This is a genomic window from Sinorhizobium sp., assembly GCF_059070375.1.
Map to the genome: position 1 here is coordinate 953,947 of NZ_JCACWC010000003.1, position 18,273 is coordinate 972,219.

An 18,273-nucleotide genomic window follows, 5' to 3' on the forward strand; every position below is an offset into this window, starting at 1 on the left:
TGCGTCAGACGCGCGCGGGCAGCAGCGGATAGCCGGCGTAGACTGCCCGGGCGGCGAGCGTCGCGATCGCGGCCTTCAACAGGTCGCCCGGAATGAAGACGAGCGAACCGGTTGCGGCGGCCATCAGAGGTGTGCCGGTGACGGCAGAGAGCCACGGAACCCCGATCGCATAGAGCACGACGATGCCGCCAAGGACCGAGGCGAGGAAGAAACCGACAAACTGGCGCGCTTCCGAATTCGTGGACTGGACGAAGCGCTCGGCGATCAGGCCGGTAACGAAGGCGGCAACTGCCCAGCCGAAGATGAACCCGCCCGAGGGGCCGGCCAGGACGGCGAGTCCGCCGCGGCCGCCGGAAAGTACCGGCAGTCCGATGGTGACGAGCAGGATGAGCAGGAGGAAGGCGAGGGCGCCGCGCTTCGCGCCGATGATGCAGCCGGCGAGCATCACGCCCATCGACTGCGCCGTGATCGGAACGGGAATGAAGCCGAGCGTGATCGGCGGTACGAGGCCGAGCACAACGATGATGGCAGTGAAAAGCGCAACGAGGACGAGGTCTCTGGTGTTCATATAGCCCTACCTTTTATTAGAAAACGCGAATTTATTGACGGCGAAATCCCCTCGCGTCAATGGCGGCCGCGATCGTGTCCGCATCTTTCAGCGTCAGGATGATCAGCGGGCCGATGATGGTCAACGGCCGGACCGGCAGTCCGCGTGCCCGATGCGCTTCGGCGAGTGCCTGATACCGGGCGAAGATGTCGGGCACGAACCGCAGCACGAGGCCAAGCGCCAGACCGACATCTGCCGCCCTCAAGAGACCGAGGCGCTCCAGCGGCTTCAGGAGGATCGTTACCTCGTCCATGAAAGCACCGATCGTCGTGGTCGCCGTGACCGCGGCTGCAAAGAGGACGAGCGCCATCAGCCGCAAGACCAGCGCCGCGACCTGCGGCACGGGAACGAGGAACAGATTGACCGCGGCAAGGATCAGAATGGTGAAGAAAACGAAGCCGACGCGCGACAGCGATTCGCGCGGTTTCAGCCCGAGCGAGAGGTAAAGCCAACCGCTGAGGAGAAAGGCAGGCAGCAGCAGGAAGGGTGAGTCTGTCGCGAAGAGCGCGATGCTCAAGACGGCGAGCGCGACAAGCTTGCCGCGCACCGGCACGCGGTGAAACCAGCTACCTCCCTCGACATAGAGGCTCGTCAGCATCCGGCGACCTCGTGATAGCGCCGGATGCTTTCGGCCGGCCCACCGTCGGCAACAAGGCGGCCCTCGTGAAAGAGCAGGACCCGTTCGGCGCTCTCGGCCAGCGCCAGATCATGGGTGATGACGATCGTGTCTTCGTCGAGCGTGTCGATCGTCTCGGCGACCATCCGGCGATTTCTGAGGTCGAGCTGATTGGTCGGCTCGTCGAGGATCAGAATTTTCGGCCCGGTGACGATGACGCTCGCCATGGCGACGAGTTGCGTTTCGCCTCCGGAAAGCTCGTGCACCCGCCTTCGTGCGAGGTGGCTGACGCCGAAGCGTACAAGGACTGCCTCGGTCCGCGACGCGATCTCATGCGCCGGCAGCCCCCGGTTCTTGAGCCCGAAGGCGATATCGTCGGTGACGATCGGCATGATCAGCTGGTGCTGCGGATTTTGAAAGATGAAACCGGCTTCGGCGAGCACTGCCCTGTCGTCCTCGACCGTGTCGAGGCCGTTGACCTTGACCCGTCCGGTCGTCGGCTTGACGAGCCCGTTTATCAGCCGTGCGAATGTGGTCTTTCCGGAGCCGTTGAGACCGATGACGCCGACCCGCCGCTCATCGAGGGCAAGGCTCAGAGGTTGAAGCGCGACCCGTCCGCCGAAGCTGACCGAGCAATCGGTAAAGCGGATTTCCAAGCGTCGGTCCTCGCGATGTTTTGCGTGATCGCTCTATAGGACAAGTCGATCGTAAAGGGCAATGTAGTGTGGACAACACGTCTGTTGCCGACTCACGTTTGAAACTTGGGAATAAAAGCCTACTCTCTGTTCATGACGATTCGCCTTTCCAATCGCGATGCCCGGCGCATCTTTCTCGCCAAGCAGGGGCTCTCGGCCGCGCCGCATCGCGCGCTCGGCAAGGACGGCTTGCTGCAATTGATCCACGACATCGGTTTCGTGCAGGTCGACAGCATAGCGACCGTCGAGCGGGCCCATCATCAGATTCTCTTTTCCCGCAATCAGACCTATCGCCGCGAGCATCTGGCCGAGCTTCTCGAAAAGGACGGCGAGCTCTTCGAACATTGGACCCACGACGCTTCGATCATACCGAGCACCTTCTTCGTCTACTGGAAGCATCGCTTCAAATGGGAGAGCGAAACGCTCCGCGAGCGCTGGCGCAAATGGCGCGGAGAAGACTTCGACGCGGGCTGCGAGGAGACCTATGCGAGGATCGCGAACAATGGCGCCGTCATGGCGCGCCACCTTAAGGAGGACGGCCACGAATCCGGCGGCTGGTGGAACTGGCACCCGTCGAAGACGGCACTCGAGGTGCTCTGGCGCCAGGGCAAGCTTGCGATCGCCCGGCGCGAAAATTTCCAGAAGGTCTATGATTTGACGGAACGCGTCATTCCGGCTCGCCATTACGACGGCGAGGTCGCGCATGAGGAGTTCATCGACTGGGCCTGCCGCAGCGCGCTCGAGCGGCTGGGCTTCGCCACCCACGGCGAGATCGCCGCCTTCTGGGATCTCGTATCGCCGGACGAGGCGAAGGACTGGGTCGCTGCCCATCGCGACGAACTGTGCGAGATCGTCATCGAATCTGCCAATGGTGGCAAGCCGCGCCCGTCCTTTGCGTTCGCCGGCTTTCCCGACGGGCTCGGCGACATTCCCGACCCGCCCGCCCGCGTCCGGGTGCTGAGCCCCTTCGATCCGCTGCTGCGCGACCGGAACCGGGCCGAACGGCTCTTCGATTTCTTCTACCGTATCGAGGTTTTCGTACCGGAGCCGAAGCGGGAATATGGCTATTATGTCTTCCCCCTGCTCGAAGGCGACCGGCTGATCGGCCGCATCGACATGAAGGCCGATCGCAAACGCGGAAGCCTCGACGTTCGGCGCCTCTGGCTGGAGCGCGGCGTCAAACCCTCTTCGGGCCGGATGGAAAAGCTTATGGCCGAACTCTACCGCATCGCCCGCTTTGCCGGCGTCGAGCAGGTCAAATTGCTCGATGGCTGGAACGCTGCCCTTTCCTGACCGATTTTTCGTGCTTTGTTTTTTCTTGGCTTGCGGGCCGGCGCTCCCTAAATGGAGCCAGTAAGTTTCACGACCCAATCCTTCACGGCAGGGAGCAGAACCATGGACACCAACCTGATGAGCCTCTTCGATGCGGACGAGGCGACGGTCCGCAAGGTTCTCTCTGAGACGCTTGCCGGCGCCGATGACGGCGAACTCTTCCTTGAGCATGCGCAGGCGGAGGTGCTTTCCTTCGACAATGGCCGCCTGAAGGGCGGCAGTTTCAACACCGACCAGGGCTTCGGTCTGCGGGCCGTCGCCGGCGAAGCCGTCGGCTATGCCCATGCCGGCGAGCTGTCGCTTGCGGCCCTGAAGAGGGCGGCGGACGCCGTGGAGCAGGTGACCCGTGGCTATTCCGGCTCCTACGCGGCAGCCCCGCAGCGCACCAACAAAAAGCTCTACGGCGACGAGAACCCCATCGGCGAGCCGAGTTTCGAGACCAAGGTCAAGCTGCTTCAGGAGATCGACGCCTATTTGCGCGCCAAGGAGCCGAAGGTCCGCCAGGTGACCGCGACGCTCGCGGCGAGCTGGCAGGTCGTGGATATTCTGAGAGCCGACGGGCACCGCGTCCACGATGTCCGGCCGATGACGCGGATCAACATTTCCGTCGTGGTCGGCGAGGGCGACCGTCAGGAAAGCGGCTCCTTCGGTATCGGCGGACGGCGCGGCTTCGGCGATTTCATAACCGAGGAAAACTGGAAAAGCGGGACGGAAGAGGCTTTGCGGCAAGCGCTCGTGAACCTCGAGGCGATCGATGCGCCGGCCGGCACCATGGATGTCGTGCTTGCCTCCGGCTGGCCGGGCGTCATGCTGCACGAAGCCGTCGGCCACGGCCTGGAGGGCGATTTCAACCGCAAGAAGACCTCCGCTTTCGCCGGGCTGCTCGGCGAGCAGGTCGCTGCGAAGGGCGTGACGGTCGTCGACGACGGCACGATCGAAGCGCGGCGGGGCTCCATCTCGATCGACGACGAGGGAACGCCGTCCGGCTACAATGTCCTGATCGAGGACGGCAAGCTCGTCGGCTATATGCAGGACCGGCAGAACGCCCGTCTGATGGGCATGGAACCGACCGGAAACGGCCGCCGCCAGGGCTACGCCCACGTGCCCATGCCGCGCATGACCAACACCTACATGCTTGCCGGCGACCGCACGCCCGATGAAATCATCTCGTCGGTGAAGAGGGGCATCTATGCCGTCTCCTTCGGCGGCGGCCAGGTCGATATTACCTCAGGCAAATTCGTCTTCGGCTGCACCGAGGCCTATCTGATCGAGAACGGCAAGGTCGGAGCGCCCGTCAAGGGTGCGATGCTGATCGGCAACGGTCCGGATGCGATGAAGCGGGTGACGATGGTCGGAAACGATACGAAGCTCGACACCGGCATCGGCAATTGCGGCAAGGCCGGCCAATGGGTGCCGGTCGGCGTCGGCCAGCCACACCTGCGCATGGATCAGATCACCGTCGGCGGCACGCAGGCCTGACAACGTGCCCTCATCTTTGTGCTTGTTACGGATGTGAGGGCAGCCGCCACTGCGGCGGGGGAAGCGTTCTTTCAGCTGTTGCAGACTCACCCCCCATCAGGAAGCAAGACGCAGTCATAGGAACGCTTTTTCAGGATGCTGCAGGCGGTCGTCGCCGCTTCGCGACTGGCGAAGCCTACGAAACCTACGCGATAGGCTCCGCCCGAGCCTGCGGCCTCGGTGTGGGGGGCGGCGCCGAGAAGGGCCGCGCCGCCAGCCGATTGTGCCTCGACGAGCATCTTGCGCGCGCCTTCCGCGGTCGGTGCGGAGGAAATCTGAATTCTCCAGCCGCTCGCCGGTGGTTTCGTGCCCGCGGCCGCCACTGCGGTTGGCCGGTCCGCCGGGACGATAGCTTCCGTCGGCGCTGCGGCGACAGCTTCGACCGGGGGCTGGGTACCCACATAGGACAAGGAAACGCCAGGCAAGCTCGCCACGTCGGCCAGGCGGGGTGCGCTTGCCGCTGCGATCATCGGGCGGCCGGGCGAGGAGACCCTGCCCAGGTGCTGGTCGAGGAGCGCCGCCATCTTCTCATCACGGCTTCGCGCGCTTCGCCCACCGAGCACCACGCCGATGATGCGGCGGTTGCCGTCGCTCACCGCGCTTACGAGATTGTAGCCGGAGGCCCTCGTGTAGCCGGTCTTGATGCCGTCCATCCCCTGGTATCGATACATCAGATTGTTGTGGCCTCGGATCACACGGCCGCGGAAGGCGAAACTCTGGACCGAGAACAGGCGGTACTCGCGCGGATAGTGTCGCATGAGGGCAACGGCGAGCCGCGCCATATCGCGAGCCGTGGTCACCTGTTCGCTTGCCGGTAGACCCGAAGCGTTGACGAAGAATGTGCGGTTCATGCCGAGTTGGCGTGCTTTTGCGTTCATCATTCTCGCAAAGCCTTCCTCGGAACCGCCAAGCCGTTCGGCCATCGCTGCCGCCGCGTCGTTGGCCGAACGAATGATCATGCCGTAGACAGCCTCTTCGACGGTGATCGTTCCTCCAGCCTTGACGCCGAGCTTCGTCGGCGGCTTGCGTGCAGCGGTGACGGACATGGGCACAGGCGTCTTCCAGGCGATCTGGCCACGGTGAAGCGCTTCGAAGGTCATGTAGAGCGTCATCATCTTGGTGAGAGACGCGGGATGGTGGAGCGTGTCGGGGTTTTCGGCAGAGAGAACCCGGCCCGTCCGAGCGTCGACGACAAGAGAGGCGTTGCCTGCCATTGCCTGAACGGCACCGAAGAAAAGCACGGCGATCGTCGCCAGAGCCAATCGAAAGCTCGTCATCGAACTCCCCCTCATAGAGATGTGCGGCCGATATCGACGCGGTACGCTGTTTTGACAGGCTCGAGGCGTCGTTGCAACCTCGCCGCACAAAAGGCGGCCCGCTCTTTCGCACCGCCCGGCCGATTCAGCAAGGCTTAACCCCGCAGAAGTTACCGTCCGGGCCGCAACGCCCGTCCACGCTCGACAGGACGATTTGAGAAGACGGAAGAAGATGAAACACGGCTTTGCGGGTTTGGTCCGCTACCATGCCAAGCGCGCCGCTATCACCGGCGGGCTCGAAGCTGCGCATCTGCTTGCGCGGGCACGGCTGATGGGGGCGGCCCGCGGGCGCGGGGCGATCTTCACCCTGCATCATGTTCGCCCGAGGGTTGCGCGGGCTTTCGATCCCAACGCCCATCTGGAAATCTCACCGGAATTCCTCGAAGAGGCGATCGTGACTTTGAAGCGGGACGGCTATCGCTTCATCCCGCTGGACGACCTGCCCGCCTGCCTTGCTTCCGCCGATACCCGGCCCTTCGCCTGCTTCACTCTCGATGACGGCTACCGCAATAATCTCGATCACGCCCTGCCGGTCTTCGAGCGCCACGGCGTGCCCTTCACCGTTTTCGTCACCGCCGGTTACATCGACCGCAGCCATACGCTCTGGTGGGAAACGCTCGCCGATCTTCTGTCCGTCTGCAGCAGGTTTCGCTTCGATTTCGGCGCAGGTGAGGAAGCGGTGGCGAGCGAAAACCTTGCGCAGAAGCAGGCCGCCTTCGATCGGATCGCCGCTTACGTCCATGGCAGCGATGAGGCCCATGCGCTCGCGACACTAAACAGGGCCGCGCAGGAGCACGGCATCGATCCGCTGGCCATCACCGAGCGTTTGACGCTGGATGAAGTGGGTCTTCGGAGCCTGATCCGAAGCCCGCTTGCGAGCCTCGGCGGACACACGATCAGTCATCGCGCACTTGCGCGGCTTGGAGACGACGAGGCCAGCCGCGAAATCTCAGCCTCCGCCGAACGCGTCGGGACGATCACCGGTCGCCGGCCCACGAGCTTCGCCTATCCCTATGGGGACAGGCTCGCGGTTTCGCCCCGCGATCATCGGCTGGCGGCGGAACTCGGTTTTGCCGTGGCGGTGACGACGCAGCCCGGCATGTTGTCCGAGGCTGCCAATCCTCATGCGCTGCCGCGCATTTCGCTCAACGGCCATTTCCAGGCCGCGCGCTATGTGACCGCGCTCGGTTCCGGCATCCCGTTCCGGCTCTTTGCCCGCCAGGCAGCTTGAGGCGCGGTGACAGCGTCTTTCCGTCAGGGGTACATCCGCACTTTCGTCCAACCGCCATCCGGCGTTTCGCGGCGGAACTCGACACGGTCGTGCAGCCGGAAGGGACGGTCGTGCCAGAATTCGATCGACAGTGGACGGATGCGGAATCCGGACCAGTAGTCCGGACGTGGAATCTCGCCGATCGCATGCCGCGCCGTGTATTCGGCGACGGCCTTCTCCAGCGCAAAGCGGCTTTCGAGCGGCCGGGACTGCTTCGATGCCCAGGCGCCGATGCGGCTGCCGCGGGGCCGGCTCATGAAATATTCGTCGGCTTCCTGGTCGGAGACGACTTCGACCGGACCGCGCAGACGCACCTGGCGGCGCAGCGATTTCCAGTGGAAACACAGGGCCGCCTTTGGGGTCGCAAGCATTTCCCGGCCTTTCTGACTTTCGAAATTCGTGTACAAGACGAAGCCGCGTTCGTCGAACCCCTTGAGCAGGACCATGCGTACATTGGGCATGCCATCCGGGTCGACGGTCGCAAGGGCGACGGCGTTCGGATCGTTCACCTCGCTCTTTTCGGCTTCCTTCAGCCATGTGCCAAAAAGGGAAAAGGGCTCGCTTGCTTCCGTGAAGTCACCGGTTGTTAACTCGTTCGCGGTCATATTGTTTTCCAATGCCGTGTGTCTGGCGCGGGAACGCTTCGGGATGAGCCGAGTGGCGTTTCCGCATCGTAATAATGTCAGAGCCTGCCTGCGGACTTCCTTGGGACGTGGTGCGCTCTGGCGAGTCTGACAGGAATGCCGTGCAAGACATAGCAAAGCGGAACGATGGCAAGAAGGGTCTTTCCTTCGCATTGCTGCGCAGCGCGGCAATTTGCGTGACGATTCTCGCCCTGCCGGGGTGCATGGGCGCGGGCCTCGACGTCTTCGGGGGATCGGGCGTCGATCGTTCGGTCTCGACCGGAACCGTGCCGGTGGCGAAGACATCCGACGGCCTTTCCGATGCCATAGCCGTGCGCGACCTCGTTACCGCTGCCGACATCAGTCAGGGCAAGGACAGCACCATCCCCTGGGCAAATGCAAATTCCGGCAGCGCCGGCGTCATCAGCAGCATCCAGGAAGACCATGCCTCGGGCATGCGTTGCCGCCGCTTCACGACGACCCGGCACTCCTTCGAGGGCATTGCCAAGTTCGATGGCAACACCTGCCAGCTCGGCAACGGGGAATGGTACCTGACGAGCTTCGGCCCGCGGAGCTGAAATCGCAGGTTAACCATATTGCCGCAAAGCGGCCGGCGAAGCGTCCCGGACGATGTTTTCGGCACCGCGTCCCCGCTTCCGACTAACCGATAGTTAGCAACTTCGCCCGATCATCGCCCGGTGACGGAGAAGGTCTCGCAGACCCTCTTCGCTCGTCGTGAGGTGTCAGGCGGGCATCCGGGGAAGGACCGCCGAGTAGAGAAAACGATAGCAGCCATGCGCGATCCCTATGCAATTCTTGGTGTGCGTCGCACCGCCGGGCAAGAGGAAATCAAGGCGGCCTGGCGCTCCGTCGCCAGAGCGGTCCACCCCGATCACAATCAGGACGATCCCTCCGCCAACGAACGCTTCGCGGAAGCGGGCAGGGCCTATGAGCTGCTTCGCGATCCGGTGCGCAGAAGCCGTTACGATTGGGCGCGGCGCGAGGCGGAGCTTCGTCGCATGGAGGCGATGAAGGAGAAGATGCGAGGCGCGGAGGTGCCGGAGGACCCTGTCGCCACCGAAACGGCCGAGGAAGCGATTTCGCGCATATTCGGCGTCGAGCCGCAGCCCGCTGCCGCCAGGCCGAAATCCTCCGTGCGTGCCGCCGAACGGGAACGTGCGCCGGTGGAAGCCAAAACCGAGCTCGCCGCCGAAGCAAAACAAGAGCAGCCGAAAGCCGACGCGTTTGCCCGTCGCTCGATCATGCCGGCGGCGGATCTGGTCGCGGCGATCGTTCAGCGTATTCGTGGACGCATCGCGAAGACGGCCGAGAAGGTGCCGGATCTTGCCGTCGACGTTCACGCCAGCGTCGAGGACGTGATCAATCTCGCGCGGGTGCCGGTGGAGCTTCCGGACGGAGAACTGCTGAAGGTCCCCATCCCGGCCGGCGCTACGGACGGCCAGGCGATCCGCCTGAAGGAGCAGGGCTACCGCGTTGCCGGTATGGCGCGCGGCGATGTGGTGGCAACCCTGCGCCTCCGCCAGGACGGCCCGTTCCGGACCCGCGGTCTCGACCTCGTCACCACATTGCCGATCGATCTTCAGAGCGCGGTTCTCGGCTGCGAAACGACGATCGATGCGCCGAACGGACCGCTCACGGTGACGGTGCCGGCGTGGTCGGGCTCCGACAAGGAGATCCGCATCGCCGGAAAAGGCTTGCGCGGGGCGGACGGGGACAGCGGCGACCTGGTCGTCGAATTGCGGGTGGTGCTGCACGAAAAACCGGACGACAAGGTGACGGACCTCATGCGATCCCAGCGTGACGGCCTCTTTTTATGAAGCTTTTCTGACAAGCTGAACCAATATTACGGGGACTAACAGTTCCTGATCTGCCTCCTGCTTGAACCGCTGTGGCGCCTATGCCATAGGCAATGCTCGACAATTGCCGCACCCGCTGCAGGAGGCGCGGCATCCTGGCATTCGTGAAATTTTGCCATCGGCAGCAGCTGGTGGAGGCAGACAGTATTGGGGACATTCCATGGCTCAGGCATCGGGTCTGATGAATGGCAAGCGCGGCGTCATTATGGGCGTCGCAAACAATCGCTCGATTGCATGGGGCATCGCGAAGGCCTTGTCCGAGGCGGGGGCCGAGATCGCGCTGACATGGCAGGGCGACGCTTTGAAGAAGCGCGTCGAGCCGCTGGCGCAGGAGCTTGGTGCCTTCATGGCCGGCCATTGCGATGTGACCGACCTCACCACGATCGATGCCGTATTCTCGGCTCTCGAAGAGAAGTGGGGCAAGATCGATTTCGTCGTGCACGCGATCGCCTTTTCCGACAAGGACGAATTGACCGGGCGCTACCTGGATACGAGCCGCGACAACTTCGCGCGTACGATGGACATTTCCGTCTATTCCTTCACGGCGGTCGCCGCACGTGCGGATCGCGTCATGAACGACGGCGGCTCGATACTGACGCTCACCTATTACGGCGCCGAGAAGGTCATGCCGCACTATAACGTCATGGGTGTCGCCAAGGCGGCCCTCGAGGCAAGCGTTCGCTATCTGGCGGTGGACCTCGGCAACCGCGGCATCCGCGTCAACGCGATCTCCGCCGGGCCCATCAAGACGCTTGCTGCGTCCGGCATCGGTGATTTCCGCTATATCCTGAAGTGGAACGAATACAACGCCCCGCTGAAGCGCACCGTCTCGATCGAGGAGGTCGGCAATTCTGCCCTCTACCTGCTTTCCGACCTGTCGAGCGGCGTTACCGGCGAAGTCCATCATGTTGATTCCGGCTACCACACGGTCGGCATGAAGGCCGTTGACGCGCCGGACATCAGCGTTGTGAAGGATTGACAGCCTTTGCTCGACAGCCGCCATGCGTCCTTCGGCCGCATGGCGGCTGTCGCACTTTGAACTGCTGCATGTTCTATCCTCAAACCGGCTGCGGTTTGCGGAATGTGCGGCAGGGATCGCGGCGGCTCGCCCGGAGTGGACATTGTGCTCATCTACATGGTTCGCCATGGACAAACGGACTGGAATGCGGAGAGCCGCCTTCAGGGCCAGAAGGACATCCCCCTCAACGAGACCGGACGGCAGCAGGCGACCGGGAACGGCGTCGCGCTGAGGAGGTTCCTCGGGAGTGGCGCCGCCGACTTCGATTTCGTCAGCAGCCCGCTCGGCCGTACGCGCGAAACCATGGAGCGTCTTCGGCGCGCCATGGATCTCGATCCCTTGGCCTACCGCACCGACGAGCGTCTGAAGGAGGTGTCCTTCGGCGACTGGGAAGGCTACACGCTTCCCGAACTGAAGCGGCTCGTGCCCGAGCGGATCGCAGAGAGGCGCGTCTCGAAATGGGATTTCATCCCGCCCGGTCCCGACGCCGAAAGCTACGAAATCCTGTCCTGGCGTGTCGGTGCCTGGCTCAGGAGCGTGACGCGGCCTACCGTCTGCGTCAGCCATGGCGGCGTTATCAGGGCATTGTTCAAGCTGCTTGGGGAGATGGATGCCGATGAGGCGGCGGCCGCAGCGATCCCGCAGGACCGCCTGCTGAAAATCCTGGATGGCTCTATAGGCTGGCTCTGACGCCACAAGCCTACTGAAGGATCTCCAGGTCGTTGATGACGCGCTTGCCGTCGACCTCGGTATAGAAGACAAGCACCTTGACGCCGGCCTCCAGCCCTTCGAAGTTGAACTCCTCGGGCGCCTGATAGCTCTTGCCGTCATCGAGGGAGAGGCTCAGCCGGTCGGTATCGACGCTGGTGATCACGGCTTCGACATCGGCACTCTCGGCAAGCGCGGAGAGCGGCGAAAGCAGGCTTGCGGTGGCCATGAGCGTGGCAATGACAAATCGCATCCTTGTTGCCCTCATCAATGATTTTGCGAATTTTGTTGTTCTCACGCTTTGATCCCCGATTGTGGCAAAAGTAGCCCTATGTCGTTGCTTTTTCGATGCAGTTGCCCGCCGCATGGGAGGGTGAAGGCCGGTTCGGCGAATTGCAACCCGATGTTTCCGTGAAAGCGGCGGAGCGGCTCGGCGGCAGCCGAACTCTCCCGGTTTTCCACGGGAATTTAGCGGCACCTTACTCAAGGCGCCGAGCCTGGGGGCAGGGGAGACGGCACGGGTGCCAGCCGCCGCCGCAGAAGGACTTTCCCGCGTGCCCGCTTTCCACTAAGAGAGGGCACGCGCGTCTTTCGCGTGGCCCTCGGAGCGGGCCAGCTGCGGCTCCGGGGTAATTGGAATAGACGCGAGGCGGCTCACCGGCCCTTCGCGATCCGGAGTTCGGTAGCCGCCATGTCGCACAATACATTCGGTCATCTTTTCCGCGTCACGACCTGGGGCGAAAGCCACGGTCCCGCACTTGGCTGTGTCGTCGACGGGTGTCCGCCCGGAATTCGCTTTACGCTCGCCGAAGTCCAGGCCTGGCTCGACAAGCGCAAGCCCGGCCAGTCGCGCTTCGTCACCCAGCGTCGTGAGGACGATCTTGTGAAGGTCCTTTCCGGCGTGATGCTCGATGACGACGGCGAGACGATGATTTCGACCGGCACGCCGATCTCGATGATGATCGAGAATACCGACCAGCGTTCCAAGGATTATTCCGAGATCGCCAAGCGCTACCGTCCCGGCCATGCCGACTATACCTACGATGCGAAATACGGCATCCGCGACTACCGCGGCGGCGGCCGCTCCTCGGCGCGCGAGACCGCTGCGCGCGTGGCGGCGGGCGCCATCGCCCGCAAGGTCGTGCCGGGCCTGGTGGTCCGCGGTGCACTCGTCCAGATCGGCAAGCACCGGATCGACCGTTCCAATTGGGACTGGGCGGAAGTGAACAACAATCCGTTCTTCGCACCCGACCCGGCGATTGTGCCCGTCTGGGAAGACTATCTCGACGGCATCCGTAAAGCGGGATCGTCGATCGGCGCCGTGGTCGAGGTGGTTGCCGAAGGCGTTCCGGCCGGCATCGGCGCGCCGATCTATGCGAAGCTCGATCAGGATATCGCCGCCAATCTTATGTCCATCAACGCGGTCAAAGGCGTCGAGATCGGCAACGGCTTCGCCGCAGCCGAGATCAGCGGCGAGGAGAACGCCGACGAGATGCGCATCGGAGCGCAGGGCGAACCGGTTTTCCTGTCCAACAATGCCGGCGGCATTCTGGGCGGGATCGCGACCGGGCAGCCGGTCGTTGCGCGCTTCGCCATCAAACCGACCTCGTCCATTCTCACGGAGCGCCGTTCGATCGACAGCGACGGCAAGGAGGTCGACGTGCGCACCAAGGGCCGTCACGACCCCTGCGTCGGCATTCGGGCGGTGCCGATCGGAGAGGCCATGCTGGCCTGCGCCATCGCCGATCACTATCTGCGTGACCGCGGCCAGACCGGCCGGCTGAAGTAACTCGACTGCTGCAGCGGCCTTCGCGTTTCTGAAAGACGCGCGGCGCTGCAGGAAAAGGTGCGCAGCGGTTTTCCGTCTGGAATTGCACCAAACAGGATATTCGCGGAGACAAGACATGTCCTACGACCAGAAGCGCGTCGTCGAAGCCATTCGCGCCTTCGAAGCAGGCGAGATCGTCGTCGTCACCGACGACGGCGGCCGCGAGAATGAGGGCGACCTGATCGTTGCGGCAGTGCACTGCACGCCTGAGAAGATGGCGTTCATCGTGCGCCATACGTCCGGCATCGTCTGCGCGCCGATGCCGCGCGAGGAGGCAAAACGCCTCAACCTCAATGCGATGGTTGCGGAGAACGACTCCGCCCACACCACTGCCTTCACGGTGTCGGTCGACTTCAAGCACGGGACCACGACCGGCATTTCCGCCGACGATCGTACGCTGACGGTCAGAAACCTCGCCAATCCGAATGTCGGGCCGACGGATTTCGTCCGGCCCGGCCACATATTCCCTCTCGTGGCGCGCGAAGGCGGCGTGTTGATGCGCTCCGGCCATACCGAGGCCGCCGTCGATCTCTGCAGGCTCGCGAGCCTGCCGCCGATCGGCGTCATCTGCGAACTCGTCAACGATGACGGCACTGTCACGCGTGGACCGCAGGTCGAAGCCTTTGCCGAAACGCATGGCCTGAAGCAGGTCTCCGTGGCCGATCTCATTGCCTATCGCCAGCGCAAGGAGACCTTGATCGAGCAGGGCCATTCCTTCGAGATGGACACGCCCTACGGCAAGGCCAAGGGCCACACCTATTCGCTGCCCTGGGATACGATGCAGCACCTGGCCGTGGTTTTCGGAGACATTCGCGACGGCGTCGACATTCCCGTGCGTCTCCACCTCGAGAACGTCGGAGCCGACGTCTTCGGCCGCGGCCGCCAGATCGACGAGATCATGAAGCGCATCGCCGCTGAGGGGAGGGGCGTCATCGTCTATCTGCGAGAGGGCTCGGTGGGGGTCGGAATTTCGCAGACCGCGCGAAAGGGCAAGCACGAGAGGGAAGCCCACCCGGAGGCACAGGAGCGCGAAAGCGAGTGGCTGGAGATCGGCCTCGGCGCGCAGATCCTGAAAGACCTCGGCATCACCTCCATTCGCCTTCTTTCGTCGCGCGAGCGGCATTATGTCGGCCTGGAGGGCTTCGGCATCAAGATCGCGGCGACCGAGATTCTGTAAATCCGGAAGAGCCCGAAATAAAAGCCGCGTCACCGGACGCGGCTTCCTCGCCTTTAAAGAAAGCTGCCGTTACGGCAGGGCGTCGTAGCCTTCGTCGAAGCCCTTGAGGTCGACGGGGATGCCGATGCCTTCCTCGGGCGACTGGAAAACGATGAAGGTCGCCGTCGCGCCGGCGCGGAAGGTCTTGAGGAGTTCGTCTTCGAGCACGACCTCGGCGTAGCAGCCGTCGGAGAAGCAGCGCACGAAATAGGCGCGGCCGATGTCCTTGCCGTCGACATTGAGGCCGAGGCCGTTCGGCAGGAGCACGCCGAGCGGCGCAAGCACCCGAAGGATTTTCGCCTTGCGGTCGGCGGTCTTGAGCACGACGACCGAGAGGCCGACTTCCGGCCTGTCTTCGGCGATGACGTTCTGCATCAGCGCGCACTGTTCGGCCGAGGCGCCCGCCGGCTGGTCGCAGACGATCGACCACGCGCCGTGGTTTGACTTCACCGTGCCCGGCGTTGCGTTGGATTGCTGGGCCAAGCCTGCTGCGGGGAGTGCGAAGGCGGCAATTGCGAGCGCGGCCAGGGCGGGCAGCCGGGAGAAGAGGGACAGGCCCATGTAAACCTCAAAAACCTCGAATCATTAGGGCTATTCTTGAAGCGCGCGAGGATAAATGAAAAGCCCTGGTCGTTACATTCCAGTGTCATATGGCCGAAATTGGGCCCTCCCGGCACGAAATAGGCCTGGCGAGGGCCGCCTTCTCTCCGCCGATGAGCGTGGCTGCCCGCAAATGGGGCGGCGAATACCGGCCCGCGCGCGGGCGCCGGTGCGTGGGAGGGCTTTCGACCGGTTGCGAGGTCTCCTGTGCGAAAACTTCCGCTTTGTGCAAAAATGCCGCACGAGGTTGCTTGGACAGATGTTGCGGCGCTGGTCAAACTGTGGTTTGAAGCGCTTCAGTATCGCAGGGATTCTGCGTTCCGGGTTTGATCCTGATCAAGCGCATTGGGGAGACGTAATTGTGAAAAACAAGGCCTATGCAGTTCTGGCAGCGCTTGCCTGTCTGCTTTTTGCTTCGAGCGCCTTTGCTGACAAGCCTGTCGACTGGCAGACGAACTTTCAGGCGGCTGCTACGGGCATCATGGAAGAAATCACGTGGTTTGAACACTATACCCTGTGGTTCATCATTCCGATCACACTTTTCGTTCTCCTGCTGCTGGTCATCGTGGTCGTCAAATTCCGCGAGAGTGCCAATCCTGTTCCGTCGAGGACCAGCCACAATACGCTGATCGAAGTCATCTGGACGGTCGGCCCGGTCATCGTGCTGCTTTTCCTTGCGATTCCGTCATTCCAGCTTTTGACCGCGCAGCTCACGCCTCCGGAAAATCCGGACCTCACGGTCAAGGCGACCGGCAACCAGTGGTACTGGTCCTATGAATATGAAGTCGGCGAAAGCCCGCTCTCCTTCGATAGCCTGCTTCTGAAGGACGAGGATCGTGCGGGCCTCGGCAAGGAGGATAAGGCGCAGTATCCGCGTCTTCTCGCCGTCGACAACGAAGTCGTCGTGCCGGTCGGCAAGACCGTTCGCCTGCTCGTCACGGCTGCCGACGTGATTCATGCCTTCGCCATGCCGGCTTTCGGCGTCAAGATCGACGCGGTTCCCGGCCGCCTCAATGAAACCTGGTTCAAGGCCGATCGCGAAGGTCTCTATTACGGCCAGTGTTCCGAGCTCTGCGGCAAGGATCACGCCTATATGCCGATCGCCGTCCGCGTTGTTGCGCAGGATAAATACGACGCCTGGCTCGCCGCCGCCGCAACCAATGTCGGCGAAGCGAACAAGGCGCTCATGGCGTCCGTAGACGGCGCGGCCAAGGCCGTTGACGTCGCCGACAACGCCGCACAGTAATCGGAAGTGGAGCTTGACCATGGCTGGAACAGCCGTTCATCACGATCAACGCCATGATCATTCCGATCATGGCCATGCGGACCACGCGCACAAGCCGCTGACCTTCTTTCAGCGCTGGTTCCTGTCGACCAACCACAAGGACATCGGTACGCTCTACCTGATCTTCGCGATCATCGCCGGCATTATCGGCGGTACGCTGTCGGTCTTCATGCGCGCCGAACTGCAGGAGCCGGGCATCCAGATCTTCCACGGTCTGGCCCAGATGGTCTATGATTTCGAGGGTGATGCTGCCATCGACGGCGGCAAACACATGTTCAACGTCTTCACGACCGCTCACGCGCTGATCATGATCTTCTTCATGGTCATGCCGGCGCTGATCGGCGGCTTTGCCAACTGGATGGTGCCGATCATGATCGGTGCGCCGGACATGGCGTTCCCGCGCATGAACAACATTTCGTTCTGGCTGATCGTGCCGGCCTTCCTGCTGGTGCTCCTTTCGATGTTCGTCGAAGGCCCTGCAGGCGCCTATGGCGCGGGCGGCGGCTGGACGATCTATCCGCCATTCTCGACATCCGGCATGCCAGGGCCCGCGATGGATCTCGCGATCCTCGGCCTGCACATTGCCGGCGCCTCGTCGATCCTCGGCGCGATCAACTTCATCACCACCATCCTCAACATGCGCGCTCCGGGCATGACGCTGCACAAGATGCCGCTCTTTGCCTGGTCGGTTCTGATCACCGCCTTCCTGCTCCTGCTCTCGCTGCCGGTTCTCGCAGGCGCGATCACCATGCTGCTGACGGACCGCAACTTCGGCACGACCTTCTTCGCGCCGGAAGGCGGCGGTGACCCGATCCTGTTCCAGCACCTGTTCTGGTTCTTCGGTCACCCGGAAGTGTACATTCTGATTCTGCCGGGCTTCGGCATCGTCAGCCACATCATCTCGACCTTCTCGCGCAAGCCGATCTTCGGTTATCTCGGCATGGCCTACGCCATGGTCGCGATCGGCGCCGTCGGCTTCATCGTGTGGGCGCACCACATGTACACGGTCGGCATGTCGCTCCAGACGCAGCGCTACTTCGTCTTCGCGACGATGGTCATCGCTGTGCCGACGGGTGTGAAGATCTTCTCCTGGATCGCGACGATGTGGGGTGGCTCGATCCGCTTCGCGACACCGATGGTCTGGGCGATCGGCTTCATCTTCCTGTTCACCGTCGGCGGCGTGACGGGCGTTCAGCTCGCCAATGCCGGCCTCGACCGTGCGCTGCACGACACCTATTACGTGGTGGCGCACTTCCACTACGTGCTGTCGCTCGGCGCCGTCTTCGCCATCTTCGCGGCCTGGTACTACTGGTTCCCGAAGATGACCGGCTACATGTACTCGGAGTTTCTGGGCAAGCTGCATTTCTGGGTGATGTTCGTCGGCGTGAACCTGATCTTCTTCCCGCAGCACTTCCTCGGGCTCGCAGGCATGCCGCGCCGTTACATCGACTATCCGGACGCCTTTGCCGGCTGGAACATGGTTTCGTCCTACGGCTCCTACATCGCGGCGGTCGGCGTGCTGATCTTCCTCTTCTGTGTCGCCGAAGCTTTCGCCAAGAAGCGCGTTGCGGGGGATAACCCCTGGGGCGAAGGCGCCAACACCCTGGAATGGCAGCTGTCTTCGCCGCCGCCGTTCCACCAGTGGGAGCAGCTCCCGCGGATCAAGTGACGGGTAACGAACAGAAGCCGCCGGTTTCGGCGGCTTCTCCCCGCCGGGATACCGGCGTGACGCGGCTGTTTTTGCCGCAGCAAGTTCAAGGTATG

General features: G+C 63.0%; 18 protein-coding genes. 11 read left to right on the plus strand and 7 right to left on the minus strand.

Annotated elements, in window-relative coordinates; all coding sequences use genetic code 11:
* Positions 1-4: 4 nt before the first annotated feature.
* Genes AC5J09_RS16565 through AC5J09_RS16575 form a run of 3 tightly spaced genes read right to left on the minus strand, consistent with a single transcriptional unit; the run spans position 5 to position 1,879 of the window.
* The gene (locus AC5J09_RS16565; protein WP_100669183.1) at positions 5-568 is read right to left on the minus strand and encodes a biotin transporter BioY; all 564 of its coding nucleotides are present in this window, start codon (positions 566-568) and stop codon (positions 5-7) included.
* Between the two features lie 31 nt (positions 569-599).
* Positions 600-1,205 (minus strand): CbiQ family ECF transporter T component, encoded by a 606-nt coding sequence (locus AC5J09_RS16570; protein WP_494298035.1) that lies wholly within the window; start codon positions 1,203-1,205, stop codon positions 600-602.
* Positions 1,199-1,879, minus strand: a complete 681-nt coding sequence (locus AC5J09_RS16575; protein ID WP_494298036.1) for an energy-coupling factor ABC transporter ATP-binding protein — start codon at positions 1,877-1,879, stop codon at positions 1,199-1,201. The genes AC5J09_RS16570 and AC5J09_RS16575 overlap by 7 nt, the downstream gene beginning before the upstream one ends.
* A gap of 132 nt (positions 1,880-2,011) precedes the next feature.
* Here AC5J09_RS16575 and AC5J09_RS16580 point away from each other — a divergent pair, with 132 nt between their 5' ends.
* On the plus strand, positions 2,012-3,211 hold the full coding sequence (locus AC5J09_RS16580; protein WP_494298037.1) for a winged helix-turn-helix domain-containing protein: 1,200 nt from the start codon (positions 2,012-2,014) through the stop codon (positions 3,209-3,211).
* 102 nt (positions 3,212-3,313) lie between these two features.
* Positions 3,314-4,729 (plus strand): metalloprotease TldD, encoded by a 1,416-nt coding sequence (gene tldD / locus AC5J09_RS16585; RefSeq protein ID WP_275596636.1) that lies wholly within the window; start codon positions 3,314-3,316, stop codon positions 4,727-4,729.
* A gap of 86 nt (positions 4,730-4,815) precedes the next feature.
* On the opposite strand, the gene AC5J09_RS16590 is transcribed toward tldD, so the two are convergent.
* Positions 4,816-6,045 (minus strand): D-alanyl-D-alanine carboxypeptidase, encoded by a 1,230-nt coding sequence (locus tag AC5J09_RS16590; RefSeq protein ID WP_100669173.1) that lies wholly within the window; start codon positions 6,043-6,045, stop codon positions 4,816-4,818.
* A 211-nt stretch (positions 6,046-6,256) separates the two neighbouring features.
* Between AC5J09_RS16590 and AC5J09_RS16595 the strand changes: the two genes are divergently transcribed.
* A complete protein-coding gene (locus AC5J09_RS16595) occupies positions 6,257-7,315 on the plus strand; it encodes a polysaccharide deacetylase family protein (protein WP_379938873.1) in 1,059 nt (352 codons plus the stop codon).
* Positions 7,316-7,338: 23 nt separating this feature from the next.
* On the opposite strand, the gene pdxH is transcribed toward AC5J09_RS16595, so the two are convergent.
* Positions 7,339-7,959: a pyridoxamine 5'-phosphate oxidase gene (gene pdxH, locus AC5J09_RS16600; protein ID WP_018094438.1), complete on the minus strand. Its 621-nt coding sequence runs from the start codon at positions 7,957-7,959 to the stop codon at positions 7,339-7,341.
* Positions 7,960-8,099: 140 nt separating this feature from the next.
* Here pdxH and AC5J09_RS16605 point away from each other — a divergent pair, with 140 nt between their 5' ends.
* From AC5J09_RS16605 to AC5J09_RS16620, 4 genes are all read left to right on the plus strand, one after another.
* Positions 8,100-8,555 carry an RT0821/Lpp0805 family surface protein gene (locus AC5J09_RS16605; RefSeq protein WP_198516561.1) on the plus strand — a complete coding sequence of 152 codons (456 nt, stop codon included), beginning with the start codon at positions 8,100-8,102 and terminating at the stop codon, positions 8,553-8,555.
* A 216-nt stretch (positions 8,556-8,771) separates the two neighbouring features.
* Positions 8,772-9,815, plus strand: coding sequence for a DnaJ C-terminal domain-containing protein (locus AC5J09_RS16610; protein WP_494298038.1), 1,044 nt, complete (start codon positions 8,772-8,774; stop codon positions 9,813-9,815).
* 199 nt (positions 9,816-10,014) lie between these two features.
* The gene (gene fabI, locus AC5J09_RS16615) at positions 10,015-10,833 is read left to right on the plus strand and encodes an enoyl-ACP reductase FabI (protein ID WP_100669167.1); all 819 of its coding nucleotides are present in this window, start codon (positions 10,015-10,017) and stop codon (positions 10,831-10,833) included.
* A 102-nt stretch (positions 10,834-10,935) separates the two neighbouring features.
* A complete protein-coding gene (locus AC5J09_RS16620; RefSeq protein WP_494298039.1) occupies positions 10,936-11,562 on the plus strand; it encodes a histidine phosphatase family protein in 627 nt (208 codons plus the stop codon).
* Positions 11,563-11,572: 10 nt separating this feature from the next.
* On the opposite strand, the gene AC5J09_RS16625 is transcribed toward AC5J09_RS16620, so the two are convergent.
* Positions 11,573-11,833 (minus strand): DUF1344 domain-containing protein, encoded by a 261-nt coding sequence (locus AC5J09_RS16625; protein WP_003532345.1) that lies wholly within the window; start codon positions 11,831-11,833, stop codon positions 11,573-11,575.
* A gap of 438 nt (positions 11,834-12,271) precedes the next feature.
* Between AC5J09_RS16625 and aroC the strand changes: the two genes are divergently transcribed.
* A complete protein-coding gene (gene aroC / locus AC5J09_RS16630; RefSeq protein WP_100669165.1) occupies positions 12,272-13,369 on the plus strand; it encodes a chorismate synthase in 1,098 nt (365 codons plus the stop codon).
* A gap of 115 nt (positions 13,370-13,484) precedes the next feature.
* Positions 13,485-14,585: a 3,4-dihydroxy-2-butanone-4-phosphate synthase gene (ribB, locus tag AC5J09_RS16635; RefSeq protein WP_494298040.1), complete on the plus strand. Its 1,101-nt coding sequence runs from the start codon at positions 13,485-13,487 to the stop codon at positions 14,583-14,585.
* Between the two features lie 69 nt (positions 14,586-14,654).
* Here the strand turns inward: ribB and AC5J09_RS16640 are convergent, their stop codons facing one another.
* Positions 14,655-15,185, minus strand: a complete 531-nt coding sequence (locus AC5J09_RS16640) for an invasion associated locus B family protein (RefSeq protein ID WP_026168549.1) — start codon at positions 15,183-15,185, stop codon at positions 14,655-14,657.
* 400 nt (positions 15,186-15,585) lie between these two features.
* On the opposite strand from AC5J09_RS16640, the gene coxB reads away from it, so the two are divergent.
* Together coxB and ctaD are read left to right on the plus strand one after the other, a co-directional pair.
* Entirely contained in the window at positions 15,586-16,470 is an 885-nt protein-coding gene (coxB, locus tag AC5J09_RS16645; protein WP_100669161.1) for a cytochrome c oxidase subunit II, read from the plus strand.
* Positions 16,471-16,489: 19 nt separating this feature from the next.
* Positions 16,490-18,178, plus strand: a complete 1,689-nt coding sequence (ctaD, locus tag AC5J09_RS16650; RefSeq protein WP_494298041.1) for a cytochrome c oxidase subunit I — start codon at positions 16,490-16,492, stop codon at positions 18,176-18,178.
* Positions 18,179-18,273: the final 95 nt, after the last annotated feature.

Coding starts and splice junctions, on each gene's coding strand:
- tldD (WP_275596636.1), top strand. CDS start 3,314: ATGGACACCAACCTGATGAGCCTCTTCGATGCGGACGAGGCGACGGTC.
- AC5J09_RS16595 (WP_379938873.1), top strand. CDS start 6,257: ATGAAACACGGCTTTGCGGGTTTGGTCCGCTACCATGCCAAGCGCGCC.
- AC5J09_RS16590 (WP_100669173.1), bottom strand. CDS start 6,045: ATGACGAGCTTTCGATTGGCTCTGGCGACGATCGCCGTGCTTTTCTTC.
- AC5J09_RS16625 (WP_003532345.1), bottom strand. CDS start 11,833: ATGCGATTTGTCATTGCCACGCTCATGGCCACCGCAAGCCTGCTTTCG.
- ribB (WP_494298040.1), top strand. CDS start 13,485: ATGTCCTACGACCAGAAGCGCGTCGTCGAAGCCATTCGCGCCTTCGAA.
- pdxH (WP_018094438.1), bottom strand. CDS start 7,959: ATGACCGCGAACGAGTTAACAACCGGTGACTTCACGGAAGCAAGCGAG.
- fabI (WP_100669167.1), top strand. CDS start 10,015: ATGGCTCAGGCATCGGGTCTGATGAATGGCAAGCGCGGCGTCATTATG.
- AC5J09_RS16565 (WP_100669183.1), bottom strand. CDS start 568: ATGAACACCAGAGACCTCGTCCTCGTTGCGCTTTTCACTGCCATCATC.
- AC5J09_RS16620 (WP_494298039.1), top strand. CDS start 10,936: ATGTGCGGCAGGGATCGCGGCGGCTCGCCCGGAGTGGACATTGTGCTC.
- AC5J09_RS16570 (WP_494298035.1), bottom strand. CDS start 1,205: ATGCTGACGAGCCTCTATGTCGAGGGAGGTAGCTGGTTTCACCGCGTG.
- AC5J09_RS16610 (WP_494298038.1), top strand. CDS start 8,772: ATGCGCGATCCCTATGCAATTCTTGGTGTGCGTCGCACCGCCGGGCAA.
- aroC (WP_100669165.1), top strand. CDS start 12,272: ATGTCGCACAATACATTCGGTCATCTTTTCCGCGTCACGACCTGGGGC.
- AC5J09_RS16640 (WP_026168549.1), bottom strand. CDS start 15,185: ATGGGCCTGTCCCTCTTCTCCCGGCTGCCCGCCCTGGCCGCGCTCGCA.
- ctaD (WP_494298041.1), top strand. CDS start 16,490: ATGGCTGGAACAGCCGTTCATCACGATCAACGCCATGATCATTCCGAT.
- AC5J09_RS16580 (WP_494298037.1), top strand. CDS start 2,012: ATGACGATTCGCCTTTCCAATCGCGATGCCCGGCGCATCTTTCTCGCC.